The sequence below is a fragment of the Kineococcus mangrovi genome (assembly GCF_041320705.1).
In the GTDB taxonomy this organism is placed as follows: domain Bacteria; phylum Actinomycetota; class Actinomycetes; order Actinomycetales; family Kineococcaceae; genus Kineococcus; species Kineococcus mangrovi.
This window is the reverse complement of sequence record NZ_JBGGTQ010000008.1, coordinates 1-25,893: the sequence shown is the minus strand read 5'-3', so window position 1 is coordinate 25,893 and position 25,893 is coordinate 1. Positions and strand designations below refer to the sequence as shown.

19 protein-coding genes are annotated in these 25,893 nt (G+C 72.9%); 4 read left to right on the top strand and 15 right to left on the bottom strand.

Features of this window, described 5'->3' with window-relative positions; all coding sequences use genetic code 11:
- Positions 1 to 34 precede the first annotated feature (34 nt).
- The 5 genes from AB2L28_RS16235 to AB2L28_RS16215 are packed head-to-tail and all read right to left on the bottom strand — an operon-like array spanning position 35 to position 5,226.
- Positions 35 to 925, bottom strand: coding sequence for a carbohydrate ABC transporter permease (locus tag AB2L28_RS16235; RefSeq protein ID WP_370720031.1), 891 nt, complete (start codon positions 923 to 925; stop codon positions 35 to 37).
- A complete protein-coding gene (locus AB2L28_RS16230; protein ID WP_370720030.1) occupies positions 922 to 1,866 on the bottom strand; it encodes a carbohydrate ABC transporter permease in 945 nt (314 codons plus the stop codon). The genes AB2L28_RS16235 and AB2L28_RS16230 overlap by 4 nt, the downstream gene beginning before the upstream one ends.
- A 44-nt stretch (positions 1,867 to 1,910) precedes the next feature.
- Positions 1,911 to 2,744, bottom strand: a complete 834-nt coding sequence (locus AB2L28_RS16225) for an aldo/keto reductase (protein ID WP_370720029.1) — start codon at positions 2,742 to 2,744, stop codon at positions 1,911 to 1,913.
- Complete coding sequence (locus tag AB2L28_RS16220; protein ID WP_370720028.1) at positions 2,741 to 4,465, bottom strand: GH39 family glycosyl hydrolase; 1,725 nt, start codon at positions 4,463 to 4,465, stop codon at positions 2,741 to 2,743. The genes AB2L28_RS16225 and AB2L28_RS16220 overlap by 4 nt, the downstream gene beginning before the upstream one ends.
- 59 nt (positions 4,466 to 4,524) lie before the next feature.
- Positions 4,525 to 5,226, bottom strand: a complete 702-nt coding sequence (locus AB2L28_RS16215; protein WP_370720027.1) for a GntR family transcriptional regulator — start codon at positions 5,224 to 5,226, stop codon at positions 4,525 to 4,527.
- Positions 5,227 to 5,473: 247 nt separating this feature from the next.
- On the opposite strand from AB2L28_RS16215, the gene AB2L28_RS16210 reads away from it, so the two are divergent.
- Positions 5,474 to 7,300, top strand: a complete 1,827-nt coding sequence (locus tag AB2L28_RS16210; protein WP_370720026.1) for an ABC transporter ATP-binding protein — start codon at positions 5,474 to 5,476, stop codon at positions 7,298 to 7,300.
- Positions 7,297 to 9,075, top strand: coding sequence for an ABC transporter ATP-binding protein (locus tag AB2L28_RS16205; RefSeq protein WP_370720025.1), 1,779 nt, complete (start codon positions 7,297 to 7,299; stop codon positions 9,073 to 9,075). The genes AB2L28_RS16210 and AB2L28_RS16205 overlap by 4 nt, the downstream gene beginning before the upstream one ends.
- A gap of 9 nt (positions 9,076 to 9,084) precedes the next feature.
- On the opposite strand, the gene AB2L28_RS16200 is transcribed toward AB2L28_RS16205, so the two are convergent.
- From AB2L28_RS16200 to AB2L28_RS16175, 6 genes are read right to left on the bottom strand one after another with little or no spacing between them, the layout of a single operon-like run.
- Positions 9,085 to 10,017 (bottom strand): TIM barrel protein, encoded by a 933-nt coding sequence (locus AB2L28_RS16200; RefSeq protein ID WP_370720024.1) that lies wholly within the window; start codon positions 10,015 to 10,017, stop codon positions 9,085 to 9,087.
- Positions 10,018 to 10,025: 8 nt separating this feature from the next.
- The gene (locus AB2L28_RS16195; protein WP_370720023.1) at positions 10,026 to 11,099 is read right to left on the bottom strand and encodes a Gfo/Idh/MocA family protein; all 1,074 of its coding nucleotides are present in this window, start codon (positions 11,097 to 11,099) and stop codon (positions 10,026 to 10,028) included.
- 40 nt (positions 11,100 to 11,139) lie between these two features.
- Positions 11,140 to 12,288 (bottom strand): GNAT family N-acetyltransferase, encoded by a 1,149-nt coding sequence (locus tag AB2L28_RS16190; RefSeq protein ID WP_370720022.1) that lies wholly within the window; start codon positions 12,286 to 12,288, stop codon positions 11,140 to 11,142.
- Entirely contained in the window at positions 12,288 to 13,163 is an 876-nt protein-coding gene (locus AB2L28_RS16185; RefSeq protein ID WP_370720021.1) for a carbohydrate ABC transporter permease, read from the bottom strand. The genes AB2L28_RS16190 and AB2L28_RS16185 overlap by 1 nt, the downstream gene beginning before the upstream one ends.
- Before the next feature lie 5 nt (positions 13,164 to 13,168).
- Complete coding sequence (locus AB2L28_RS16180) at positions 13,169 to 14,131, bottom strand: carbohydrate ABC transporter permease (RefSeq protein ID WP_370720020.1); 963 nt, start codon at positions 14,129 to 14,131, stop codon at positions 13,169 to 13,171.
- A complete protein-coding gene (locus AB2L28_RS16175) occupies positions 14,128 to 15,411 on the bottom strand; it encodes an ABC transporter substrate-binding protein (protein WP_370720019.1) in 1,284 nt (427 codons plus the stop codon). The genes AB2L28_RS16180 and AB2L28_RS16175 overlap by 4 nt, the downstream gene beginning before the upstream one ends.
- 122 nt (positions 15,412 to 15,533) lie before the next feature.
- Between AB2L28_RS16175 and AB2L28_RS16170 the strand changes: the two genes are divergently transcribed.
- On the top strand, positions 15,534 to 16,304 hold the full coding sequence (locus AB2L28_RS16170; RefSeq protein WP_370720018.1) for a DeoR/GlpR family DNA-binding transcription regulator: 771 nt from the start codon (positions 15,534 to 15,536) through the stop codon (positions 16,302 to 16,304).
- 10 nt (positions 16,305 to 16,314) lie between these two features.
- Here AB2L28_RS16170 and AB2L28_RS16165 read toward each other — a convergent pair whose 3' ends face one another.
- Genes AB2L28_RS16165 through AB2L28_RS16150 form a run of 4 tightly spaced genes read right to left on the bottom strand, consistent with a single transcriptional unit; the run spans position 16,315 to position 24,676 of the window.
- Entirely contained in the window at positions 16,315 to 17,319 is a 1,005-nt protein-coding gene (locus AB2L28_RS16165; RefSeq protein WP_370720017.1) for an alkaline phosphatase family protein, read from the bottom strand.
- Entirely contained in the window at positions 17,316 to 20,189 is a 2,874-nt protein-coding gene (locus tag AB2L28_RS16160) for a glycoside hydrolase family 2 TIM barrel-domain containing protein (RefSeq protein ID WP_370720016.1), read from the bottom strand. Before AB2L28_RS16160 ends, AB2L28_RS16165 begins: the two co-directional genes overlap by 4 nt.
- Positions 20,186 to 23,272, bottom strand: a complete 3,087-nt coding sequence (locus tag AB2L28_RS16155) for an alpha-mannosidase (protein WP_370720015.1) — start codon at positions 23,270 to 23,272, stop codon at positions 20,186 to 20,188. Before AB2L28_RS16155 ends, AB2L28_RS16160 begins: the two co-directional genes overlap by 4 nt.
- 42 nt (positions 23,273 to 23,314) lie before the next feature.
- Complete coding sequence (locus AB2L28_RS16150) at positions 23,315 to 24,676, bottom strand: 6-phospho-beta-glucosidase (RefSeq protein WP_370720014.1); 1,362 nt, start codon at positions 24,674 to 24,676, stop codon at positions 23,315 to 23,317.
- A gap of 115 nt (positions 24,677 to 24,791) precedes the next feature.
- Here AB2L28_RS16150 and AB2L28_RS16145 point away from each other — a divergent pair, with 115 nt between their 5' ends.
- Positions 24,792 to 25,754 (top strand): carbohydrate kinase family protein, encoded by a 963-nt coding sequence (locus tag AB2L28_RS16145; RefSeq protein WP_370720013.1) that lies wholly within the window; start codon positions 24,792 to 24,794, stop codon positions 25,752 to 25,754.
- Positions 25,755 to 25,893 lie beyond the last annotated feature (139 nt).

Here is a 25,893-nt window from a genome sequence, read left to right as displayed (position 1 = left end):
GAGAGTGGTCGTGCGGGGGTGGTGGTCGCGTGGATCAGGACTTGACGGCTCCGGCGATGCCTTCCACGAAGTACCGCTGGAGGAAGAGGAACAGCGCGACGATGGGCAGGATCGAGATGACGCCCGCGGCGGCCATCCCGGACCAGTCGGTGGCGTTCTCCCCGACGAAGGCCTGCATGCCGACCGACAGGGTCCGCAGGTCCGGGTCGCTGAAGGAGAACACGAGGGGCAGGAAGAACGCGTTCCAGGTGGCGAGGAACGTCAGCAGCGCCACGGTGGCGGTGACGGGCATCGACAGGGGGAGCATGATCTGGAAGAAGACGCGCCCGAAACCCGCGCCGTCGACCGTCGCCGCCTCCTCCAGCTCCTTCGGCAGCTGCCGGAAGTAGCCGGCGTAGATGAGGATCGCGGACACGTTGGCCGCCCCGGACAGGGCCAGGACCATCCCGGTGAGGGAGTTCAGCAGACCCAGCTCCATCGACAGCTTGACGATGGGGATGATGGTGTAGCCGGTCGGGACGAACAGCGTCGCGACGAGCACGCCGATGATGAGCTTCTGCCCGCGGAAGCGGTAGCGGCCCAGCACGTACCCGGCGAGGGCGCAGCGGACGACGACGATGACGACGGTGGACACCGTGAGGATGACGGTGTTCACCATGTACCGGCCGAAGTTCGCGTCCGTCCAGGCCCGGGAGTAGTTCTCCCACGCGAAGTCCTCCGGCACGAGCGTCAGCCCGGCCGTGAACACCTCCAGGGAGCTCTTGAGCGAGGCCGACACCATCCACACGAACGGGTAGACCCAGACGAGCGCGAGGACGGCCAGCAGGAGCAGCACGCCCCACCAGGGGGCCCGGCGGGCGATGCGGCGACCGAGCCCCTCGCCGGGCGGGGCGGTGGGACGGGCGGGGCGGGTGAGCGTGGTCACGAGAGGTCCTTCCGGCTGCGGCGGGCCACGACGAGCGCCCAGGCCTGCAGCGCACCGACGACCATGACGAACAGCCCGAACAGGACGGCGGCCGCCGAGGCGAAGCCGAGCTGCGGGATGGAGGCGCTGAACGCCCAGCGGTAGATGTAGATCTCGATGATCTCGGTGGAGAAGAACGGTCCGCCGCCCGTCATCGTCTGCATGAGGTCGAAGGCGTGGAACGTGTCCTCGACCGTGAGCACGGTGATGATGAGCAGGAACGGGACGAGCAGCGGCAGCGTGACGTACCGGAAGATGTGGAACGCCCCGGCACCGTCGATGCGGGCCGCCTCGTACAGCTCCGTCGGGACGGTCTGCAGCGCCGCGAGCCAGTAGACCATCGTGATCCCGAAGAACTTCCAGACGTACACCGCGGCGGCCGTGACGAGCGCCGTCCCGGAGTCGCCGAGGAAGTCGATCCCGGTGTCCGCCCCCAAGGCCTTGAGGAACGCCGTGAACGGGCCGCTGGCGGGGTCGAAGACGAACTGCATGACGACCCCGACGATGGCGGTCGTGGTGACGACCGGGAGGAAGTAGACGGTGCGGAACAGGTTCCGCAGCGGCAGCTTCGGCGAGTTCAGCAGCATGGCCAGCAGCAGGCTCAGCAGGATGCGGGCCGGCGCGACCAGCAGCATGAAGACCAAGGTGATCCGCACCGACGACCAGAACGCGGGGTCGGCCAGGACGGCCTGGTAGTTGCTGATCCCGACGAAGCGCTGGCTGGAGGAGAACCCGTTCCACTCCACGAGCGAGTACCAGTAGCTGGCCACGATGGGGTACAGCGTGTACAGGCCGTACAGGACGATGGTGGGGGTGAGGAACGCCCAGATCCAGATCGTCTGGCGGCGGGTGTCGATCCCGCGCTTGCGGCGTCCCGTGGTCGCGAGCTCCGTCGGAGCCACGGCCGGGGGTGGGCTGATCGTTCTCGCCATCGAGGGTTGCCTCCCTACCGGATCTGGCTGAGCGAGAAGGTGGCCGGGTCCCCGCCGGTCCGGTGGCCCCGGTCCAGCGAGCTCACCGCCTCCAGCTCGTCCTCGGTGAGGACCAGCTCGGCGGCGGCCAGGTTCTCGGCCAGCCGCGCGCGGCGGCTGGACTTGGGGATGACGACGTGCCCGGACTGCAGGTGCCAGGCCAGGACGACCTGGGCCGGGGTGACGCCGTGGCGCTCGGCGAGCCCGACGACCGCGGGGTCGGTGAGGTCGGCGCCCTGCCCGAGCGGGGAGTACGCCTCCACGACGATCCCCCGGTCCCGGCAGGCCGCGACGAGGCCGCGCTGCTGGTACGTGGGGTGCAGTTCGACCTGGTTGACGGCCGGGACCCCGTCCAGGGCGTCCAGGTGCTCGACGAGGAAGTTCGAGACCCCCACCGCCCGGACCCGCCCCTCGGCGTGCAGCCGCTGCAGGGCCCGCCAGCTGTCGGCGTACCGGCCGGCCGCGGGGTTCGGCCAGTGCACCAGGTACAGGTCGAGCTGCTCGACCCCCAGCCGGGCGCACGTGTCGTCGTAGGCGCGCAGCGCCGAGTCGTACCCCTGGTCGCCGTTGCGCAGCTTGGACGTGACGAACACGTCCTCCCGGGGCAGCCCGCTGGCCGCGAGGGCCGCCCCGACCCCTGCCTCGTTGACGTACGCGGCGGCCGTGTCGACGTGCCGGTAGCCGAGGTCGAGGGCGTCCTCCACGACGCGCTGCGCGTCGTCCGGCGGGACCTGGAACACCCCCACCCCGAGCTGGGGGACGGCGACGCCGTCGTGCAGCCGGACGGCGTCCAGTTCCGGGGCGGTCACCGCGGTTCCAGCACGAGGAGCGAGACCGACGGCAGGGGGAGCTCGACGGTGGCCGAGAACGTCCCGCCGCTGACGGTGACGTCGCGGGCCGGTTCGAGCTCCTCCAGACCCTGCCGGGCCTTGACGGCGGCGAGCTGCTCGGCCGTCGGGTCCTGCGGGCTGCCCTGCTCCGTCCACGCGGTGTGGGCGTTGCTGTGGGTGGCGTCGATGCGGTGGTGGTGCAGCGCGTACGTGCCGTCGGGCAGGTTCTCCACGCGCAGGGCGACGGGGGTGGACCGGGTGTCCTCGTGGTGCTGGTCGTCGGTGTGCCGCCAGACGAGGACGCTGACGCGGCCCGCGGCGTCCGCCGAGGCCAGCGCGTCGACCTCCTCGCGCATGCTGCGCCCGTCGCCGGCGTCGAGGTCCTCGACGGGGCTCATGGCGTCCGAGGTCGCGGTGAGCCGGCGCCCGCCGAGGCGGGAGACCATGCGGTAGGCGTTGAGCAGCGGTTTCTCGATCCCCCCGGCCGTGAGGAACGCGCGGGTCCCCTCGAAGTACCGCTCGCCCTCGAAGTAGAAGCTCCAGGACGTGGCCTGCTCGACGGTGACGGTCTCGGTCTCGTTGAGGTCGAGGATCTTCTTGAACAGCTTGACCTGGAACACCGGGTAGTACTCGGTGTTCTGGAACCGGAAGTTCGCGTTGTCGTAGACGCTGTAGTGCGCGGGCACGCCCGCGTCGCACTCGTCGACGATGGCGGGCAGACCGTGGTACTGCGGGAACTCTGCGACGACGCGCTGCATGCGGCGGATCTCGTAGAGCATCTTGTGCGTCGAGGGGTTCTGCTTCTCCGGTGCCGGGCCGCCCGTGGGTCCGTAGACGCGCCAGGGGGTGAAGGCCGACCCCTTGGTGTGGAACGAGACGAAGTCGAGGGCGACGTCGTGCTCGGAGGTGTACGTCAGGAAGGTGCGCAGGAACTCCACGCCACCGCCCGTCACCGCGGGCCCGCCGACCTTCGCGTCGGGCAGGACGCTGCGCACGGCTTCGGCGGTGACGCGGTAGAGGTCGCAGAACTGCTCCGGGGTGCCCTTCCAGTAGAAGATGTCCGGTTCGTTCCACAGCTCGAACAGCCACTCGCGCACCTCGGTGAGGCCGTAGCGCTCGACGCAGTGCCGGACGTGGGCGGCGACGAGCCCGCGCCACTTCTCGTAGTCCTTCGGCGGGTAGGCCCAGGCGCCGGCCTCGTAGTTGCTGTAGACGGTGGGGCTGGGGACGACCGCGAGCTCGTCGGCCTCCGGCGGCAGGAGGTCGCGCGGGGTGAAGGCGATCTCCATGAGCACGTGGTGGCCGGCCTCGACGATCGCGTCGTAGGTCTGGTCGGCGATGGTGAAGTCGTAGTGCGGGTTCCCGTCGGCGTCTTCGTGGTAGACGTTCCCGTTGCCCCAGTGCGGGATGCCGAAACCCGTGCCCGAGCAGAACACGTAGTGCGGGCGGACGAGGAACGGCCGCGGGGACAGCTCACCGAAGGTGCCCAGCAGCGTCCGGCCGGTCGGGGTGTACGTCCAGTTGATCTCGTCGTAGCCGATGCTCTCCCACAGCCGGGTGAGCGGTCCGCGGTCGCCGGCGGCGTCGACGACGACGGTGGCGGACTCCACGTGCGGGGCGCCGGGGTCGCTCGGCGCGGAGCGGGGGAAGTGGTTGGTGTCGGTGGACAGGCCGGGGTTGTGAGCAGTGCTGGTGCTCATGGTTCGCCCTCCGGGGCAGGGTGCAGCCACAGGATCGCGACTGGTGGGGGTGGGGTGGTTCAGGCGGGGGCGTCGTAGGCCCCGAGCGCGCGGTCGCGCGCCTCGGCGATGTGGGCGGCCATCGCCGCCCGGGCGGTGGCGGGGTCGCCCGTGCGCAGGCCGTCGAGGACGCGGGTGTGCTCGGCGACGCAGTGGTCGGAATCGGTGACGCCCCCGCCGCCGAAGAGGCGGAAGCGCTGGATCTGGCCGCCGAGGGCCTGGTAGGCCGACAGCAGGAACTCGTTGCCCGCGGCCTCGGCGATGATGCGGTGGAATCGCTCGTCGGCTTCCCAGTACTGGCGGAACTCGTGGAACGAGGGCCCGAGCGGGGCGGTGGCGAGGTCGTGGACGGCTCGTTCGAGGTCGGCGAGGACCTGCGGGGTGAGCCGGTCGGCCGCCATCTGCGCGAGGGCCGGTTCGAGGACGAGACGGGCCTGCATGAGCCGGACGAGTTCCTCCGGGGTCGCCACGGGCGCCACCCGGTACCCCTTGAGGGCGGTGCGCCGGACGAGCCCGGTGGACTCCAGCCGGGCCAGGGCCTCGCGGACGGGGGTCTGGGACACGCCGAACTCGCGGGCGAGGCCGTCGATCCCGAGGGCCGCGCCGGCTTTCAGCTCGCCGTCGATGAGGAGGTCGAGCACGGCGTCGTAGACGTGGTCGGCGAGCATCTGGCGGCTGGGCGCCGGTGCCCGTCGGGTCCTCGTCTGGTCCACGAGCGTCATCGTAGACAGCCCTCCTGACGGTCCTGGTCGTCCTGGCGCGGGGTCTGGCGGGGTGCGGCACGGTCCTCACCTCCTCGGGCGCCGCCGTCGGCGCCTGCTCCTCGTCGAGCCGTTCGTGGTGTCGTCGACCGTAGATCGTGCACGATCGATGGTCAAGGGGTTGTCTCGATCTTCTCGTCCGCGCGCGCACCCGGACCGCGACCTCGTCGCCGCAGCGGAAGCGCTTTCCCTGTGAAAGGGTCAGGTAGTGAGTGGAACGTTCCTCGACGGCGTGCGAACACTGGCCCGGGGGATCCGCGAGGAGCCCCGCCCCTTCCGCATCGCGATCGTCGGTTCGGTGATCTTCGGCGGCGGCAACGCCCTCTCGGGTTTCCTCGTGGGCCGGGTGACGAGCGACGTCGTCGTCCCCGCCCTCACGGGCTCGGGTTCGGTCACCCCCCGCGACGTGTGGCTCGCGGGCGCCACGCTCATGAGCGTCACCGTGGTCCTCGTCGGCTCGGTGCTGCTGCGCCGGATCTTCGGCGGTGCCTTCACCTTCGCGCTGCAGGCGCGGTACCGGCGCCTCCTCGCGCGCCGCTACCTCGACCTGCCCCTCTCCTGGCACCACGCCCACCCCGCGGGACGGTTGCTGGCCACCGCGGGTTCCGACGTCGAGGCGACGTGGCAGGCGACGATGGTCCTGCCGTTCGCCCTGGGCACCGCCGTGCTCATCCTGTTCGCCGGCCTCGCGATGGTCGCCGCCGACCCGGTCCTCGCCGCGGTCGGGCTGCTCGTCGTGCCGGCGCTGCTGGCCTCGAACATCGTCTACCAGCGCCGGATGTCCCCCCTCGTCGTCGCCGTCCAGCGGTTGCGCGGGGAGGTCTCCGCCACGGCCCACGAGAGCTTCGAGGGCGCCCTGGTCGTCAAGACCCTCGGCCTGGCCGAGGAGGAGGTCACCCGGTTCCGCGCCGACGCCGAACGCCTGCGGGACGCCAACGTCGCCGCCGGCCGCACGCGCGGGGCCTTCGACCCCGTCATCGAGGCGCTGCCCTCCCTCGGCACGCTGCTCGTCCTGGTCGTCGGGTCGGTGCGCGTCGCCTCGGGTGCCACCGACGTCGGCGACCTCGTGCAGGTCGCCTACCTGCTGAGCCTGCTGGCCTTCCCGGTCCGCTCCTTCGGCTGGTTGCTGGCCGACCTGCCCCGCACGGTCGCGGGCGACGCGCGCGTGCAGGACGTGCTGCAGGAGCGGTCGCGGACCGAGTGGGGCACGCACCCCGCGCCGGCCGGCGGCCCGCTCACCGTCACCGCGACGGGCCTGTCCTACCGCCACCCGGCTCCCGCCGCGGACCCGCTCGCCGAGCCCGGGGTGAGGCACCCCGAGCCGCCGCCGGTCCTCACCGACGTCACGCTCGACGTGGCCGCCGGCACCACCGTCGCGGTCGTCGGCGGCACCGGGTCGGGCAAGTCGACGCTCGCCGGTCTCCTCGTGCGGCTCGTCGACCCCACCTCCGGGGACGTGCTGCTCGACGGCGTCGACGTCCGCCGCCTCGCCGAGGGGCAGGTGGCCGGGGCCGCGGCTCTCGTCCCGCAGTCGACGTTCGTCTTCGACGACTCGATCCGCGGCAACGTCGCCCTCGGCCTGGAGGTCTCCGACGAGGAGGTGTGGCGGGCGCTGCGCCTGGCCCGCGCCGACGGTTTCGTCGCCGCCCTCCCCCACGGCCTCGACGAGCTCGTCGGCGAGCGGGGTTCGACGTTGTCCGGTGGTCAGCGCCAGCGCCTCGCCCTGGCCCGTGCGCTCGTGCGGCAGCCCCGGCTGCTCGTGCTCGACGACGCCACGAGCGCCCTCGACCCGGCCGTCGAGCGCGCCGTCCTGGACGGGCTGGAGGAGTCCGGGACGGGCACGACCGTCGTGGTCGTCGCGTACCGGCCCGCCACCATCGCCCTCGCCGACGAGGTCGTCCACCTCGACCGCGGCCGGGTCGTCGACCGCGGGCCCGCCGACGAGGTCGCCGCCCGCGACGAGGGGTACCGGGAACTGGTCACCGCCTACGCCCGCGCCGCCGCGGACCGGGCCGCCGAGGAGGGGGCCGCGTGAGCGTCCAGAGCAGCGTCCGGACCGGCACCGTGGACCGGGGCGTCATCGCGCGGGCCCGGGAACTCACCCCCGAGTTCGCCGAGGGGATCGGCCTCACCCTCGCCATCGCGGCCGCCACGACGCTCGGCAAGCTCGCCGTCCCCGTCGCGGTGCAGCAGACCATCGACACCGGCGTGCAGGCACAGGGTGGCCCGGACGTCGGCCGCATCGTCCTGCTGTGCGCCGTCGCCGCCCTCGTCGTCCTCGTCACCGCCGGCACGGCGTGGATCGTCAACGTGCGCCTGTTCCGCGCGACCGAGGCGGGGCTGGCGAGCCTGCGCGTGCGGGCGTTCCGGCACGTGCACGACCTCGCCGTCCTCACCCAGAGCGGCGAGCGCCGGGGATCCCTCGTGAGCCGGGTGACGAGCGACGTCGACACGATCTCGACGTTCCTGCAGACCGGGATGCTCGTGCTCGTGCTGTCCGCCGGTCAGGTGCTGCTGGCGACGGCGGCGATGTTCTTCTACTCCTGGCAGCTCGCCCTCGTCGTCCTCGGCTGCTTCGTGCCGCTGGTGCTGGCGCGGCAGCGGTTGCAGCGGCCGGTGACGCGGGCCTACCAGGCCGTCCGGGTCCGGATGGGCGACCTGCTCGCGGCGGTGTCGGAGACGGTGGTGGGTGCGGACGTCATCCGTGCGCACGCCGCGTCGGAACGGTCCTGGCAGCGGATCGACGCCGCCATCGAGGCGCACCGCAAGCAGGCCGTGAAGGCGCAGACCGCGACGGCCGTGACGTTCTCCTCCGGGGTGTTCGTCTCCGGCCTCGTCGTGGCGCTCGTCATCGTCGTCGGCACCCTCCTCGGGATCGACGGTGACATCACCCTCGGCCGGTTGCTCGCGTTCCTGTTCCTGGCGCAGTTGTGGGTCGGGCCCGTGCAGGCCGCGACGGAGGTGCTCAACGAGCTGCAGAACGCGCTCGCCGGCTGGCGCCGGGTCGTCGACCTCATCGACACGCCCGTCTCGGTCCCCGAACCGGCCGACCCCCGCGAGCTGCCGCGCGGGCCGGTCGACGTGCGGGTGCAGGACGTCGCCTACTCCTACCCGGGGTCGGCCACGGTCGTGTTGGCCGGGGTGACGCTGCACTTCCCGGCCGGGTCGCGCACCGCGGTCGTCGGGGAGACGGGGTCGGGCAAGACGACGCTGTCCCGGCTCATCACGCGGCTGGTCGACCCCGTCGCGGGGCAGGTCCTCCTGTCGGGGGTCGACGCGCGCGACCTGCCGTCGGCGGAACTGCACCGCCGCGTCGTCGCCGTCCCGCAGGAGGGTTTCCTGTTCGACACCACGGTCGGGGACAACGTCCGCCGAGGCCGTCCCGGCGCGACCGACGCCGACGTCCGGGAGGCGTTCGCCGACCTCGGTCTGACGGCCTGGCTGGACGGGTTGCCCGAGGGGCTCGCCACCCCCGTCGGGCAGCGCGGTGAGCGGTTGTCCGCGGGCGAGCGCCAGCTCGTGGCCCTGGCCCGTGCCCACGTCGCCGACCCCGACCTGCTGGTGCTGGACGAGGCGACGTCGTCGGTGGACCCGGCGACGGAGGTGCGGTTGCAGCGCGCGCTCGAAGGGGTCCTGTCCGGCCGCACCTCGGTGGCCATCGCCCACCGGTTGTCGACGGCCGAGGCCGCGGACACGGTCGTCGTGGTCGACTCCGGTCACGTCGTCGAGGTGGGCCCGGCGACGGAACTCGCCCACGCCGGCGGGCCGTACTCGCGGCTGCACGCGGCGTGGACGGCGCAGCACGGCTGACCGGGTCCGTCAGTCGCCGAGCAGTTCCCGCAGCACGCGCAGGTTGCGCTCCTGGTCCGCGGCGAACTGCGCCAACTGCGGTCCGCCGTGCGGGGCGGCGTCCTGCTCGACGACGAGCCACCCCGCGTACCCGGTGCGGCGCACCGCGTCCAGGACACCGGCGAGGTCGACGTCCCCCCGTCCGAGGGGGACGTTGGCCTGCGTCCACCAGTCCCGCAGCGACGCGGGCCCGGCCCGGCGCGCCGCGTGCAGGGGCGCGAGCCGGACGTCCTTGACGTGCACGTGGTCGATCCGGCCGGCCCAGCGGTCGGCGGCCTCGACGGGGTCGGTGCCGGCGAGCAGGGCGTGCCCGGTGTCCAGCGTCACCCCCAGCGGGGTCGTGGCGAGCAGCCGGTCCACCTCCCACGTGGACTCCACGAACGTGCCCAGGTGCGGGTGGAAGGTCCGGGCCAGCCCGTGCTCGCAGGCGATGGTGACGGCCTCGGCGAGCACGTCCACGGCTCGCGCCCACGCGCGGTCGTCCAGGCCGGAGGAACGGTCCGCCGGGTCGCGCGGCGCGTCCAGCCCGGGGGCCCCGTCGTCGGCCAGGACGATCCGCGCCGCCGGGGCACCGTGGTCCCCGGCGGTGAGGGCGTGCCGGTCGACGACGGCGCGCAGGGTGCGGCAGGTCAGCGCGAACGCGGCGCGACCCTGCGCGCTCCACTCCCCCCGCGCCAGCGGCAGCCCCACGTACACCCCGGCGGGCGCGAGCCCGTGCGCCGCGAACACGTCCGCGGTCCGGTCCGGGTCGCCGAGGAACCCGGTGTCGCCCAGTTCGCTGCCGGTGTACCCCTGCGCCGCGAGCGTGCGCAGGATCGCGTCGCCGTCCCCGTCGGGGGCACCGGTGTGCGGACCCCAGACGCCGAAGCTCACCGGGGCACCGGCGATCCACTGGCCGCTCACCCGGTTCGTCACCGCGCCAGCTCCACGATCCGCTGCAGCGCTGCGAGGTCGTGCAGGGCACCCTCGGGCGCCGAACCCGGGTGCGGGGCGGAACCGGAGACGGCGGCGGCGAACGCCTCGAGCTGGCGCTGGAACGCGCCGTCGGCCCCCGCGGGCGGGTGGTGCGTCCCGTCCGGACCGGTGACGGTCACCTGGCTCGTCGCGTCGAGCCGGTACGGCGGGGCGACGTCGACGACGACCTCCCCGGCCGTCGTGGTGATGCGCACGGTCTCGGTGTAGTCGGGGCGGTCCGGCGTCCACGCCCAGTCCAGGACGAACCGCGCCCCGCCGTCGAGGCGTCCGGTCGCGAACACGGTGGGCGGTGCTCCCCCCTCCCAGGCGAGCAGGTCGACGTGGTCGAACTCGGGGGTGCCGAAACCGAGGCCGCGCAGCAGGGACAGCTCGTGGACGACGGACCCGCACAGCACCGACCGGAACAACCGGCGCAGGGCGGGCGACGTGTCCGCGCCGACGGACGCGTCGAGGGCGCGCTCCTCGGCGGCGTCGTCGGCCGCGACGAGCGGGACCGCCGCGGTGGGCAGCGGGGCCGGCGGCGCCGTCCGCAGGTGCTCGACCTGCGGCGCGTCGACGGGGTGGCGGACGCTGATCTGCACCAGGCGGACCGCGCCGAGCTCGGGCAGCGCGGCCCCGACGACGTCGACGGACCGGTCGTGGACCTTCATGTACCCGACCTGCAGGTGCAGTCCCGTGCGGCGGGCGACGGTGATCGCCGCGCCGACCTCCTCGGCGGACAGGGCGAACGGTTTCTCGGCCAGGACGTGCTTGCCGGCCTCGAGCGCGGTGACGGCGTGCGCGGCGTGCCGGCCGGGGGTGGCGACGAGGACGGCGTCGACGTCGCCTGCGGCGAACAGTTCCTCCGGGGTGAGCGCGCGGGCGCCGTACGCGGCGGCGAGTTCCGCGCACCGGTCCGGGTCGAGGTCGGCGACGGCGGCGAGGTCGTGCCCGGGCGACCGGGCGATGAGCGGCAGGTGGATCGCGCGGCTGATGGTGCCGAGTCCGAGGACTCCCCAGCGCAGGGTCACGGGTGTTCTCTCCTCGTCGGGGTGGTGCGGCCGGGGTGGTTCAGAACGGGCGGGCGATGACGGCGGGCGGTCCGGCGAACAGGGTGCGCAGGAGGCCGACCGCGTCGTCGTCGCCGTGCAGCAGACCGGCGAACCGGGCCGTGGACGGGTCGAGGTGCCCGGCGTAGAGGGACGCGAGGTCGGCGGGGCCGACCTGCACGGACGGGGTTCCCCCGGGGGTGACGGTGCCCGCGCCGTCGGCCACGTCGAGGGTGAGGACGCCGTGGCCGGTGACGTCCAGGACGACACCGCCCGTGACGCCTCGGGGGTACCCGCGCCCGGCGAGCGCGGCGGGGACGTCGAGCAGGCCCAGCATCCAGGTGGCGTCCTCGAGGACCTCGGTCTGCCGGGGCAGATGCTGTTCCAGCAACCCGCCGGGGCGGACGAGGGCGTGCACCTCACGGGCGCTGGGTTCGTCGGCGGCGAGGTCGCGCCACAGCCCGAACTCCGCGGCGGGGTCGGCACCGAGCAGGTCGAGGACGGTGACGGCGTAGTTCCCGCCGTGACCGGGACGGACGGGCCGACGCCCCAGCGCGCAGAAGCCGACGACGGCGCCGTCGCGCTCGGCGACGTAGGGGACGGCCGAGCCGGTCCCGGTGTCGTGGTCCAGGACGCCGTTGGTGCGGGCGCCGTGCGCGGCGACGAGTTCGGCGACGCGGGGGGCGTCCTGCGCCGTCGCCTCCCGGTACGTCAGCGAGCGGTCGCGCGGCAGGGCCCGCAGGTCGTGGGTCCCGATCGCGTACACGGACCGGCGGCCGGCGACACCGCAGCCGGCCTTGGCGTAGAAGGCGTGGGTGGAGGGGACGAGCGCGACGACGTGCGCGCCCGCCGCGCGGGCGGCGGCGAACGTGTCGGCGACCAGCGCGCGCCCGACGCCGCGCCCGCGCGCGGTGACGTCGACCGCGACCCCGGCCAGGGCGGCGGCGGGGACCCGGCGGCCACCCCACCACTGCCCGCACAGGCGGGCCGCGGCGGTCGCCAGGACCCGGCCGGTGTCCTCGTCCGCCACCACCCGGTGCAGGAACCGCTCGCCGTCGGGACCGTCGGGCGCCCGACGCGGCGGGGGGTCGGCGGAGAAGGCGGCTCCCACGAGGGCGCCGGTCTCCTCCCGCTCCTGCGGCCGGGCGGCGCGTGCGACGGTCCGCCCCATCAGCGGACCGCGCCCTTGACGGAGTCGGCGACGAACTGCTTGGAGAAGAGGAGGAAGACCACCACGAGCGGGACGATGGCCATGAGGGCGCCGGCCATGACGACCGCGTAGTCGGTGCCGCGGGTGGTGTTCAGCTGCGACAGCGCGACCTGCAGCGTGAGCATGTCCGGGTTCACCAGGACGATGAGCGGCCAGACGTAGTCGTTCCAGGCCGCGACGAAGGTGTAGATCCCGAGGAACGCCAGGCCGGGGCGGATGACGGGCAGCACGACGAGCAGGTACTGGCGGAAGAAACCGCACCCGTCGACGGTGGCCGCGTCGAGGATCTCGTCCGGGATGGCGCTGGCGATGTACTGACGCATCCAGAAGATGCCGAAGGCGTTCGCCGCCGCCGGCACGATGAGCGCCTGCAGCGTCCCGACCCACCCCAGCTCGCTCATCGTGATGAACTGCGGCACCGTCGACAGCTGCGCCGGCAGCATGAAGAACAGCATCATGAGGGCGAACAGGAACCGCTTGCCCGGGAACTCGTACTTGGCGAAGGCGAACGCCGCCATCGAGTCGAAGAACAGGACGAGCACGGTGACGGACGCCGCGACGATGAACGTGTTGGCCATCGACCCGAAGAAGTTCAGGCTGGTCAGCACCGAGGAGACGTTGTCCAGCAGGTGCGTCCCGGGCACGACCTCGGGGGGCCGGCGGTAGAAGTCCGCGTTCGTGTTCGTGGCCATGACCACGGTCCAGTAGAACGGGAACAACAGCACCAGGGCGGTCAGCCCCAGGGGGACGTGCGCCCACCGCGCCGGGTTCCGCACGCCGCGGCTCCGGCGCGGGCGGGCCCCGACGGTGGCGGGGGGAACGGTGCGCAAAGCCATCGAGCTCACTTCTCCGACCGGGCGACGAGGCGCCAGTTGACGAGGGCGAAGACCCCGACGATCGCCAGGACGCCGTAGGCGATGGCCGCGCCGTACCCGTAGTTGTTGTAGTTGAAGGCCTGCTGGTAGAAGTACAGGACCATCGTCAACCCGGCCTGTCCCGGCCCTCCGCTGTTGGGGTTGACCGCGGCGTTGGTGCCGAACAGGACCTGCGGTTCGGTGAAGGTCTGCAGCCCGGTGATGGTCGAGATGATCACCGTGAAGAGGATCACCGGCCGCAGCATCGGGACGGTGATCGACCAGAAGGCCCGCAGGGGCCCGGCACCGTCGAGCTTGGCCGCTTCGTACACCTCCCCGGGGATGGCCTGCATCCCGGCGAAGTAGATGATGGCGTTGTACCCGACCCACTGCCACGTCATGAGCAGGGCGAGCACGATCTTGATCGTCCACCAGCCGTTCAGCCACTCCACCGCGGGCAGGCCGATGCCCTCCAGCACCTGGTTCACCAGCCCGACGCGGTTGTTGAAGATCGCCTTGAAGAAGATGGCGATGGCCACGATCGAGGTGACGCTCGGCAGGAACAGCACGACCTGGTAGAAGGTCTTGAACCGGCGTACCGAGTTCAGCAGGGCCGCGATGGCCAGGGACATGACGAGCATCGGGACCGTGGACAGGACCCAGATGACGATGGTGTTGACGACGGCCTTGCGGAAGGTCGGGTCGGCGGCGAGGAAGCGGAACTGCTCCAGCCCGGCGAAGGTGACGGGGCTGAGCCCGTCCCAACGGTGGAAGGCCAACCAGGCCGAGAACCCGACCGGGAAGAGCCCGAACAGCGCGAACAGGAGGAAGAACGGGCTGACCGCGACGTACTGCGGCCAGAACCGCAGGCGCCCCCGGGGAGCACCCGCCCGGACCGGGGGCTTGGCGCTGACGCGCCGGAACCCCCGGTCCACCCCGGCCGAACTCACTGCACGCCCTGTCGCTTCGCGATGTCCCTGGCGGCGGCGACGGCGTCGTTCCACGCCTGCTCGGGGTCCTTGCCGGCGGTCTCGACGTTGGTCAGCTCGTTGAAGTACGGCGCGGACACGGCGGCGTCGGACGCGGCCACGTACTGCTGGGGGACTTCCAAGCCGGCCGGGCCGAAGACGTCGATGGTCTTCTGGCCACCGAAGAACTCGTCACCACCGGTCAGCGCGGGCAGGTCCCAGGCGGCGGGGTCGGCCGGGAAGATGCTGGCGTCGGTGTACGCCTGCGCCTGGTTCTGCGTGCTGAGGATCCACTTGATGATCTCGAACGCCCCCTCCTTGTCCTCGGTCGCGGAGGGGATGGTGAGGAAGGACCCCCCGAAGTTCGTCGGCTTCACCGGGTTGTTCGCGACCCGCCAGTTCCCGCTCGTGTCGGGGGCGGCGTTCTTGATGTCCAGGGCCGCCCAGGCGGCGCCCATCTCCACGGCGATCACCCCGGAGGCGAGGCTGGCGTCCTTGTCCTGCGAGGCGTTCGCGTTGACGCCGAGGGTCTGGGCCTTGACGGTGGTGTCCCAGGCCTGCTTCATCTCCGCGCTGTCGCCGGTGAAGGTGTTGTCCTCCGACACGAAGCGCTGGGGGATCTGCCCGATGACGATCGTGAAGACCGTGGAGAGCTGCCCGACGGGGAAGCTGCCCGGCACCTTGGCGTGCAGCTCCTGCCCGAAGACGTAGAAGTCGTCCCAGGTGGAGGTCGCGGCGGCGACGGCGGCGGGGTCGGTGGGCAGACCCGCTTGGGCCAGGATGTCCTCGCGGTAGAACATCGCGGTCGGGCCGATGTCGATGGGGAAGCCGAGCTGCTGGCCGTCCTGCGTCTGCGCCTCGGCCCACTTCCAGGCGAGCTGGTCGGCGGCGATCTCCTGCGCGCCGAGGGTGTTGAGATCGGTGAACTTGTCGGCCACCGTGCGGAAGAAGGGCATGTCCTCGCCCTTGACGCCCGTGATCTGCGGGATGAACGACCCGCCGGCGAGGGTGGTCTGCAGCTTCTGCTTGAAGTCACCGCCGATGACGGACGGGGTGATGCCGGCGTCGGGGAACTGGGTCGCGGCGGCCGCGACGACGTCGTCGCTGAGGCCACCGGCCCAGTACCAGAGGGCGGTTCCGCTCTCGCTGCCGCCACCGGCTGAACCACCGCTGGTGCCGCTGGTGGAGCAGGCGGACAACGTCCCGGCTCCCAGGGCAGCCAGCCCCGAACCGAGAAGGAGGTTGCGACGGGACAGGTTCATGGCGAGACCCTTCTCGACGTCCGGACGCCGTGACCGAACAGTCATCTTCGGCGGCCAGCACTGGCGTTGTTGCGCGAACGCTACTTGCCGAATGCGCGAACGCGCAAGGTATTCTGTCGATCGTGCAAGCGAGGGAGCGGCGCGAGGCCATCGTCGAGGTCGTCCGCCTGAAGGGGCCGGTGGCCGTCGCCGAGCTGGTCGAACGTCTCGGGCTGTCCGAGGCCACGATCCGGCGCGACCTGGTCAAGCTCGACGACGCGGGCCTGCTCAAACGCGTCCACGGCGGCGCCCGGCCCGTCGACGTGCGCGACGACGTCTACGCCGACCTCGTCGACCGGCAGGCCGGGCCGAAGGAGGCCATCGCCCGCGCCGCGGCCGCCCGGGTGCAGGACGGCCAGTCGGTGCTGCTGGACATCGGCACGACCGTCGGCCGGGTCGCCCGGCACCTGCACGGCCGCCCCATCACCGTCCTCACCCGCAACCTCGCCGTCTACGCCGAACTCTGCGAGGACCCCGTCGTCGACCTCGTGCTGCTCGGCGGCCAGGTCCGCCCGGCCCACCGCTCCCTCGTGGGGTACCTGACGGAGGAGAGCCTGCGCCAGCTGCGGGCCGACCTGCTCCTGCTCGGGACGAGCGGCATCCGCCGCAGCGGGCACTCGGTCGACACCGTGGCCGAGGAGGTCCCCGTCAAGCGGGCGATGATCTCCGCCGCCGACGAGGTCGTGCTGCTGGCCGACGCCTCGAAGTTCCCCGGCAGCGGGACGGCCACCGTGTGCGACGTCGGCGCCTACCGGCACCTGCTGACCGACCGGCTGCCGGACGGGGAGACGAGTTCGGTCCTGCACCACGCCGGGGTCGCGGTCGAGCTGGTGGGCACCGCGCCGGTCGCGTGACCTGCGGGCCTCACCACTCGAAGCGCAGGTCCCGGGTGGGGCCGGTGGACGGCACGTCCCGCACCTCCCCGACGGGGTGGTTTGCGGCGTAGGACCCCGGTCGCACGCCCACGGCGGCCAGCAGCGCGGGCACGACCTCGTGGCTGCGCAGGGTCCCCAGGTCGAGCAGCGCCGGCGGCAACCGCCCGCCGATGCGGTGCAGCAGCAGGAACGACCGTCGCACGACGACCTCGTCCTCCCCGTGCCCACCCTCGGGTTTGTGCCCGTGGTCGGTGGTCACGGCGACCAGCCAGTCCTCCCCGAGCTGCTCGTACCGCTCGGCGACGGCCTTCACGAGGTACCGCACGTGCTCGTCGGCGGCCGCGAGCGCCTCGAGGTACTCCGGCCCGGCCGAGCCGTGCCGGTGCGCCGCCTCGTCCGTCCCCTCCAGGTGCACGAACGCGGCGTCCGGCCCCTCGTGGTTCAGGACCCACGCCGCCCGCGTGCGCACCTGCCGGTCCGCCGACCGGCAGCCGTCGGTGAAGTCCGTGGCCCCGAAGAGCTGGTGCTGCCCGCCGACCTGCTGGTCCGGGCGGGTGTGGATCACCGGCCCCGACCCGCTGGGGTCGACGAGCGCCGGCCACGTGCACGCGGCGAAGGTCCGCGCGCGAGGGTCGGCGAAGAACACCTGCGAGAGCAGGTCGGGGCAGCGCGCGAGCCGGTGACCCACGAACTCGTTCCACCACACGTTGTTCTGCTCGTGGGTCGTCCCCGTGAGCAGCGAGGCCCAGCCGGGGCCGGAGTCCGTCGGCGGGGTCACCCAGACCGGGACGACGCGCCCGCCGGCCGCGAGGCGGGTCAGGGTGGGCGCCACCCGTTCGGTGGTGCCTTCCTGGACCGGGCTCTCGCGGGGGCCGGCCACGAACCGCGGGTCCGCCGGGTGGTCGGGAGCCGAGAACGCCGGGTCCCCGGCCACCACGTCGGGCAGGGCGAGGTCGACGCGGACCCCGTCCAGCCCGACGAGCAGCAACTTCACCGCGGTTCGCTCGTCACGGACCACGACCACGTGTACGTCCCGGCGGCGAGCCGGTGCGGCGGCAGTGCGTTCGGCCCGCACGAGGCCGTCCCGAGACCCCGGTGCGCGCCGTCCACGACGACGGCGTCGGGGTGGACGGTGACGGTGACGGGCTGGGCGAAGGAGAACCGCAGCACCCCCTCGGTCGTCGTCACCACGAGTTCGCGCACGTGCGTGCGGGCGCCGTTCTCCTGCGGGCGGACGTACGGGACGGCGAGGTCGGGCACGGGCAGCTCATGCCACCCGACGGGCGCGGTGCGACGGTCCGGGTAGGTCTCCCAGGGCCCGGTGCCGAACCACCGGGCGCCGGTGGCCGTCCCGGCGAGCCGGATGCGGACGCCGACGCGCGGGACGTCCTCGAGGCCAGCGGGCAGTTCGACACGGTCCTCGACGTGCAGGGTGCGCCCGGCCTTCGAGAACCGCTGGGTGTGCCGGACCTCGCCCGCGGTGGTCTTGAGGACGGACACCACGGTGGAGCCGTCGACGGCCACGACGGCCGGGTCCCCGTCGCGCAGACCCGCGGCGGTCCAGCGGTCACCGTCCCCGGCGATCTGGTCGTTGTCGGTCGGCTCCCGCCACAGCGTGAGGCCGGGACGCGCGAACCCGGTCGCGTCCAGAGCACCGGCGGCGTCGAGCCCGACGGGGGACGCGGGTCCTGCCTCGACCGTCCGTTCCCGGTCGGGCAACCGGACGCACGGCCGGCTGACCTCCGCGCCCGCGGGGTTCCACGCCGTGCCCTCGGCCTGGGTCACGGCGAGCTGCAGCCACCGCTCCCCGGCCCCGGCCTCGGCGAGTTCTGCGGGGACCTCGACCACGGCGGTGCAGCCCGCGGCCAGGTCCGGCAGGTCTGCGGGCACCGTCAGCGACGTGCCGTCGCTCGCCTCGAGGACCCACCGTGCGCGCAGGTGGCCCAGACCGGAGAAGTCCTGGGCGTTGCGCACGCGCAGCACCCCGTCCTCGATCGCGAGGCGCACGGGCGAGGCGAGTTCGCGGTGCTCGTACATCACCGGTTTCGGCGTGCCGTCGGGCAGCACCACCCCGTCGAGGCAGAACGCGCCGTCGTTCGGGGTGTCCCCGAAGTCGCCGCCGTGGGCCCAGCGGAACCCCTCGGCGGGGACGCCGTCGGTGAACCGTCCCGCACCGGCGAGGCCCGCGGGGAGGCGGTCGTTCTCGCGCTGCAGGATGCCGTGGTCGGCGAACTCCCAGATGAACCCGCCCTGCAGACCGGGCAGCGACTCGATCGCGGCCCAGTAGTCCGACAGCGACCCGTTGGAGTTGCCCATCGCGTGGGAGTACTCGCACTGGATGACGGGCCGCAGCGGCGGGTTCCGGGTGACGTGCTCGATCATCTGGTCGAGGTGGGCGTACATCGGGCAGACGATGTCGCTGGCCGCGAAACCGGCCGTCCAGTCGTCCTTGATGGCGCCCTCGTACTGGACGGGGCGGGTCGGGTCGTCGCGGCGGACCCAGGCGGCGACGGCGTCGTGGTTCGCGCCGTAGTCGCTCTCGTTGCCGAGCGACCAGACGATGACGCTCGGGTGGTTGCGGTCGCGGCGGACCATGCGCGCCACGCGTTGCGTGAACGCCGGCAGGTAGGCCGGGTCGTCGCACAGCTCGTGCGCCCAGGCGTGGGACTCGATGTTCGCCTCGTCGACGACGTAGAACCCGAGCTCGTCGGTGAGGTCGTAGAACGCCGGGTCGTTCGGGTAGTGCGACGTGCGGACGGCGTTGAAACCGAAGCGTTTGAGCGTCAGCAGTTCCTCGCGCACCTGTGCCGTGGTCACGACGCGGCCCGTCAGCGGGTCCTGGTCGTGCCGGTTCACCCCGCGGACGAAGATGCGGCGGCCGTTGACGAGCAGGTCCGGGCCCACGACCTCGACCGTGCGGAACCCGACGCGCTGGACCTCGGAGTCCACCAGCGTCCCGTCGGCGTCCCGCAGTTCCACGGTGACGTCGTGCAGGACCGGCGTCTCTGCCGTCCAGGTCGCGATCCCGGGGAACTCGCCGCGGAACCGGGCCCGGCCGCGGTGGAGGGAGATGCGCTCGTCGTCGAGGTCGCGCCGGTGCGCAGCCGCGTCGAAGGCCAGCGCGTCGTCCCCGAGGCGGACGGCGACGCGCCACCCGTCGGGCAGGTACCCGCGGCGCGCGCCCTCTCCCCCGTCGTACCCGACTCGGACGTCGACGGACAGGCGGCCGTCCGCGTCCGCGACGGTCCGGACGTCGGACAGGTGCAGCACCGGCCGGGTGAACAGCCGGACCGGGCGGGTGATCCCGCCGTGCCACCACTGGTCCTGGTCCTCGACGAACGTGGCCGCGGACCACTTCACGACGGTGAGCTCGACCTGCACCGTCGTCCCGGGCGCGGCCCAGGCGGTGATGTCGAACTCGGCCGCGAGGTGGGAGTCGGTGCTGGACCCGACGTCCTCCCCGTCGACGCGGACGAGCAGCAGGGACTCGGCCGCGCCGACGTGCAGCAGGACGCGTTGGCCCGCCCAGTCCGCCGGGACGGTGACGTCCCGGCGGTACACGCCGGTCGGGTTGTGCGCGGTCGGCGGGGTCGGCGGCAGGTCCGGCCACGGCATCTGGTCGTTCGTGTACCAGGGCGGGTCCGCCACCTCCCCCCACAGCGAGGGTTCGGTCGTCCAGCACCCGGGGACCTGCGCGGTCCGCCAGGTGGTGAGTTCTGCGGCCTCGGGGTGCGGCCGGAGCTGGAACCGCCAGTCGCCGTCGAGGTCGACGCAGGTGAACCCGTCGTCGGGCACGGCCCGCCGGATCGTCCCGACGGGTTCGCGACGGCGCCCGACGTGCTCGGGCTCCAGCCACTCCTTCACGCGCGGGCCAGCCGCAGGCTGAGGACCTCGAACGGACGCAGCGCGAACCCGACGGTCCCGTCCTCCAGCAGCGAGGCGACCCCGCGGGCCGCCGCGGTCCCGTCCTGCGCCGGGTCCTCGAGGAGGTCGACGACGGTGGCCTCGGCGATCGGGAACGACGTGCGCAGGACGCCCTTGGCCCGCGCGCCCCACGCCTCGTAGATGCGGACCACGACGTCGCCGGAGGAGTCCTGCGCGAGCTTGACGGTCTCCAGCGTCGCCCCGTCCCCGGTCACCGTCACCGGCGCCTCGGGCAGTTCGGCCGGGCCGTCGACCTCGCGCAGCGGCAGGTTGACGTCGTACCCGGCGCGGACGGCGTCGGCGATCTGCGCGCCCGGCACGAGGGAGTACGACAGGACGTGCCGGCCCTGGTCTGCCTGCGGGTCCGGCATCCGCGGGCCGCGGACGAGGGACAGGCGAACGGTCGTCGTCGACCCCCCGTCCTCGCGGGCGGCGCGGGTCGTGTCGTGGCCGTAGGTGGAGTCGTTCGCGACGGCGACGCCGTACCCCGGTTCGGCGACGTGCACCCAGCGGTGCATCGCCGTCTCGAAGCGGGCGTGCTCCCAGCTCGTGTTCGTGTGCGTCGCGCGCTGCACGTGGCCGAACTGGATCTCCGAGGAGCTCACCGCGGCGTGCAGGTCGAGCGGGAAGGCCGCCTTGAGGAACTTCTCCTGCTCGTGCCAGTCGATCTCGGTGCGCACGTCGAGGCGGTCGGAACCGGTCGCGAGCACGTATTCCTGCTCGATGCGCGAGTTCCGCACGGTGCGGACGACGCGTACGCGGGCCCGCAGCGGGCCCTCCTCGACGACCGCGACCTCGTCGGCGGCCACGAGGTCGACGACGCGGTTCCTGTAGTGCAGGTCGACGTCCCAGGCGTCCCAGGAGTTCGGGAAGTCGCTGTGCAGCTGCAGCAGGTTCCCGCGCGTACCGGGGGCGAGGACCTCGCGGTCACCCGCCTCGTCGACGACGGAGGCCAGCAGTCCGTCGGCGTCGACGACGACCGTGAGGACGCCGTTGGCCAGGACGAGCGTGCCGTCGGTGCGGGTGACGGTGACGGGCGTCGCCGGCTCCTGCGCCGCGTCGGCCAGGACGACCGACCCGGACGCCGGCACGCGGACGAGCTGGTCACCGACGACCTCGGTGCGGTCGTGCGGGGCGGTGTTGAGCAGGACGCGCGACCCGCTGCCGAGCGCGTGGACGGCCTCGGCGACGAGCGCCTCGAGGTCGGCGCGGACCTGGCCGTAGGTCTGCTCGGCCTCGCGGTGCACCCACGCGATCGAGGAGCCGGGGAGGATGTCGTGGAACTGGTGCAGCAGCACGATCTTCCACAGCCGGTCGAGCTCGGCGTGCGGGTAGGAGTACGACGGGACATTGAGGGCGGCGGTCGTCGCCCACAGCTCGGCTTCGCGCAGCAGGTGCTCGCTGCGGCGGTTGCCGGCCTTGGTGCGGGCCTGGCTCGTGTACGTCGCGCGGTGCAGTTCGAGGTACAGCTCACCGGCCCACACGGGCGGGGCGGGGTACTCGGCGCGGGCGTCGGCGAAGAACCGGTTCGGGTCCTGGACCGTCACCTTCGGCGAGCCCTCGAGGTCGGCGAACCGGCGGGCGCGCTCGAGCATCTCCCGGGTGGGGCCGCCCCCGCCGTCACCGTGGCCGAACGGGGCGAGCGAGCGGGTGCCGCGGCCCTTCTCGGAGTAGTTCTCGACGGCGTGCGTCAGCTCCTCGGCGGAGAAGACCGCGTTGTAGGTGTCGACGGGCGGGAAGTGCGTGAAGATCTGCGTCCCGTCGATGCCCTCCCACCGGAACGTGTGGTGCGGGAACTTGTTCGTCTGGTTCCAGGAGATCTTCTGGGTGAGGAACCAATCCATCCCAGCCAGCCGCGCGATCTGCGGGTACGCGCCGGAGTAGCCGAAGGAGTCGGGCAGCCAGACGCCCTTGCAGTCGACGCCGAACTCCTCGCGGAAGAACGACTTCCCGGTGACGAACTGCCGGACGAGGGCCTCGCCGCCGGGCAGGTTGCCGTCGGCCTCGACCCACATGCCGCCGACGGGGACCCACTGGCCGGCCTCGGCGGCGGCCTGCATCCGGGCGTACACCTCGGGCGAGCGCTCCTTGACCCACGCGTACTGCTGGGCCTGGGAGCAGGCGAAGACGAACTCCGGGTACTCCTGCGCGAGCGCGGTGACGTTCGCGAAGGTGCGCGAGGTCTTGCGCTGCGTCTCCCGCAGCGGCCACAGCCACGCCGAGTCGATGTGCGCGTGCCCGACGGAGGACAGCGTGTGCGCGCTGCCGACGGCCGGGGACGCCAGGACTCCGGCGAGTTCGGCGCGGGCCGCGGTGGCGGTGCCGGAGACGTCGTCGAGGTCGAGGGCGTCCAGGGCGCGGTCCAGCGCGCGGGCGATCTCGTACCGGCGGGGTTCGGACTCCGGCAGGTGCCGCATGAGGTCGTCGAGGCACTCGACGTCGACGGCGAGCATCCACACCTCCTCGTCGAGGACGACGAGGTCGGCGACCTTCATGGTGTAGAGGTGCGCCTCGCCCGCGGTGGACTTGTCGCCCAGCGGGGTCGGGCGCATGTCGTCGGCCATGACGTCGGGGTTGGCCGCCATCTCCAGCAGCCAGTCGACGCTCTCCCCGCCCAGCGCGTCGCGGACGACGGGCACGATCTTGTTGTCCGGCGCGACGCCCTTGACCGGCACGCCGTCCAGGGTGTGCACGAGGGCCTCGGCCTGGTTGCCCGGCCAGTCCCCGACGAAGCCCAGGTCGAACTCCGCCTCGACGCGCCGGCCCGCCCACTCCGCGGGAACCTGCGCCTGCGCGCGCACCCACGTCGTCGACCACGGCCGGCCCCACGTCGTGCCGATCGAGAACTCGCCGAACTCACCGTTCTCCAACGCCGCGACGGCGTCGCGGGCGGGCACCGGTTCGTCCGGCACGAGCCACGCCGACAGGGTCATGGGGACGCGCTGCGGGTGGACCGCCGGGCGGATGCGGTGGTTCAGGACGCGCTGGACGCGGCCCTCGACCAGGGAACGGTCGTCGTGCACGGGGACTCCTCGATGAGGTTCTGACGTTCTCGGGGGGTGGGGTCAGGACCGGCCGAAGACGGCCGCGACCTCGGGGATCCGGTCGACGTACCCGGCGAGCAGCTTCTCGGCGATGTCGACCGAGCGCACGAGCGGGTGCGTCGCGAACGCCAGGAGCGCCTCGGACTCGTCACCGTGCAGGGCGGCGGAGATGACGTGCCGCTCGACGGCCTTCACCTGCTGCATGAGCCCGAGCTGGTGCAGGTCCGGGGCAGCCGTCGCGAACGGCCGGACCCCGGACCCGTCGACGGCCACGGGGACCTCGACGACGGCGTCGGCCGGGAGCCCGGCGATCGTCGCGCCGTTGCGGACGTTGAGGATCGCGGTCGACGGCTCGTCGCGGCTGATGGCGGCCATGACGGCCAGCGCCACCCCCGCGTAGCCCTGCTGGGAGGGGTCGGTCTCCGGCGGCTCGGGGTTCTCCGGCGCTCCCTGCTCACCGCCCTTGGCCTCGGCCATGTAGCTGGCGCTGCGGTCCAGGACGGTCTCGCGCCACAGCTGCGCGGCGCGGGACCCCGCGCGGGGCAGCTGGTCGAAGAAGTCGCCCTGCGTCTTGAGCAAGAACTCCCCGCGGGTGAGGGAGGACTCGCGGATGCGGGCGACGGCCTCGGCGTTGCGGTACCAGTAGTACAGGTACTCGTTGGGGATCGCGCCGAGCGCCTTGAGCCACGGGGCGCCGAAGACGTGCTGCTCCTCCAGGTGAGCCAGCAGCCCGTCGTCGCCGAGCAGGTCGGGCAGGACGTCGCGGCCGTGGACCTCGACGCGGCGCAGCCAGCCGAGGTGGTTCAAGCCGACGTAGTCGAGGCGGGCGTGGTCCGGGTCGTGCCCCAGCAGCATCGCGACGCGTCGGCCGAGGCCGGAGGGGGTGTCGCAGATGCCGAGGACCTTGTCGCCCAGCACGCCCTGCATGGCCTCGGTGATGATGCCCGCAGGGTTGGTGAAGTTCAGGACGTACGCGTCCGGCGCGAGGCGCTTGACGCGTTCGGCGACGTCGACCATGAACGGGACGGTGCGCAGCGCGTACGCGAGGCCGCCGGGACCGGTCGTCTCCTGACCCAGGACGCCGAGGTCGAGGGCGACGCGCTCGTCGGCGCAGCGGCCCGCGAGACCCCCGACGCGGACGGCGGAGAACACGAAGTCGCTGCCCTCGAGCGCGACGTCGAGGTCCGTGGTCGTCTCCAGCACGGGGGGTTCGGCGAACCCGTCGGCGAGCTGCTCGAGCACGGCGCGCATGCCCGCGAGGCGGGACTCGTCGGCATCCTGCAGGGTCACCGCGGTGATCCGCGGGTCGCCCTGGTCGCGCAACAGCGCCTGCCACACGAAGGGGGTGCGGAAACCGCCACCCCCGAGGATCGCCAGCTTCACGCGCCCACCCCTCGCTGCTCGTTCACGCATGAAGACTATGACCGAACGCGCATCCGTGACTAGTCTGTTGCGCGATCCCTTGCACGATCGATCACCCGTTCCGAGGAGCCCACCCGTGCCCGACCTCGACCTCGTCTTCGGCGGGCGCGTGTTCTGCGACCTCGTGATGTCCGGCGTCGCCGCACCGACGATCGGCGCCGAGGTGTTCGCCGACGGGTTCCGCGTGACCGCCGGCGGGACGGCCACCCGCGCCGTCGCGGGCGCCCGGCTGGGGTTCCGCACCGCTCTCGTCGGCGCGACGGGGACGGACGTGTTCGGCGCGGCCGTCCGCACCGAGCTCGCCGCCGAGGACCGCCTCGACCTGCGCTGGCTCGCCGAGCTCCCCGACGTCCACACCGCCGTGACCGTCGCCCTCACGAACGCCGCCGACCGCAGCTTCGTCACCTACGAAGAACGCGCCACGTGGCTGTCCGACGCCCTCCCCGCTCCCCTGCCGTCCGTCGGCGCCTGCCACGTCGGCATCGCGGAGGGAATCCCCGCCTGGGTCGCTGAGCTGCGCACCGCCGGGACGCTCGTCGTCGGCGGGGTCGGCTGGGACGAGACCGAGCAGTGGGACACCGCCGTGCTTGACCGCCTCGCCGAGCTGGACGCGTTCGTGCCCAACGAGGACGAGGCCCTCGCCTACACCCGCACCTCCGACGCCACCGCCGCGCTCGACGCTCTGGCCGCCCGCACGAGCCTCGTCGTGGTCACGCGGGGATCTGCGGGTGCGATCGCGGTGGACGCCGCGACCGGGGAACGCTGCGAGGTCGCCGCCCCTCGTGTCGCCGCGGTGGACCCCACGGGTGCCGGTGACTGCTTCGTCGCCGCGTTCTGCGGGGGCCGGACCGCTGGGTGGTCGCTTGCGACGTCGGTGGCTTTCGCGGTGCTCGCGGCGTCGCTGTCGGTGCAGCGACTCGGCGGATCCGCGGCCGTGCCGACCCGTGCCGAGCTGGCTGCAGCGATCGCGTGGCACCAGGAGAACGACAGCCTGCCCGCGGGCGACTGGGGCCGGGTGCTGGAGCACCTGCAGCGTTGACGAAGCCCCTGCAACGCAGATGAGGGGAGCAGCACCACCCGCAGGCGGTGCCACTCCCCTCAACCACGTACTCACTCACCAAAGATGAGTGGCCGGCGGTGTCCTACTCTCCCACCCAGTCTCCCGAGCAGTACCATCA

What these genes read in the sequence shown, in the direction of transcription:
- AB2L28_RS16220 (WP_370720028.1), bottom strand. Translation starts at nt 4,465, where the DNA reads ATGAGCACCAGCACTGCTCACAACCCCGGCCTGTCCACCGACACCAAC.
- AB2L28_RS16215 (WP_370720027.1), bottom strand. Translation starts at nt 5,226, where the DNA reads ATGACGCTCGTGGACCAGACGAGGACCCGACGGGCACCGGCGCCCAGC.
- AB2L28_RS16190 (WP_370720022.1), bottom strand. Translation starts at nt 12,288, where the DNA reads ATGGGGCGGACCGTCGCACGCGCCGCCCGGCCGCAGGAGCGGGAGGAG.
- AB2L28_RS16185 (WP_370720021.1), bottom strand. Translation starts at nt 13,163, where the DNA reads ATGGCTTTGCGCACCGTTCCCCCCGCCACCGTCGGGGCCCGCCCGCGC.
- AB2L28_RS16175 (WP_370720019.1), bottom strand. Translation starts at nt 15,411, where the DNA reads ATGAACCTGTCCCGTCGCAACCTCCTTCTCGGTTCGGGGCTGGCTGCC.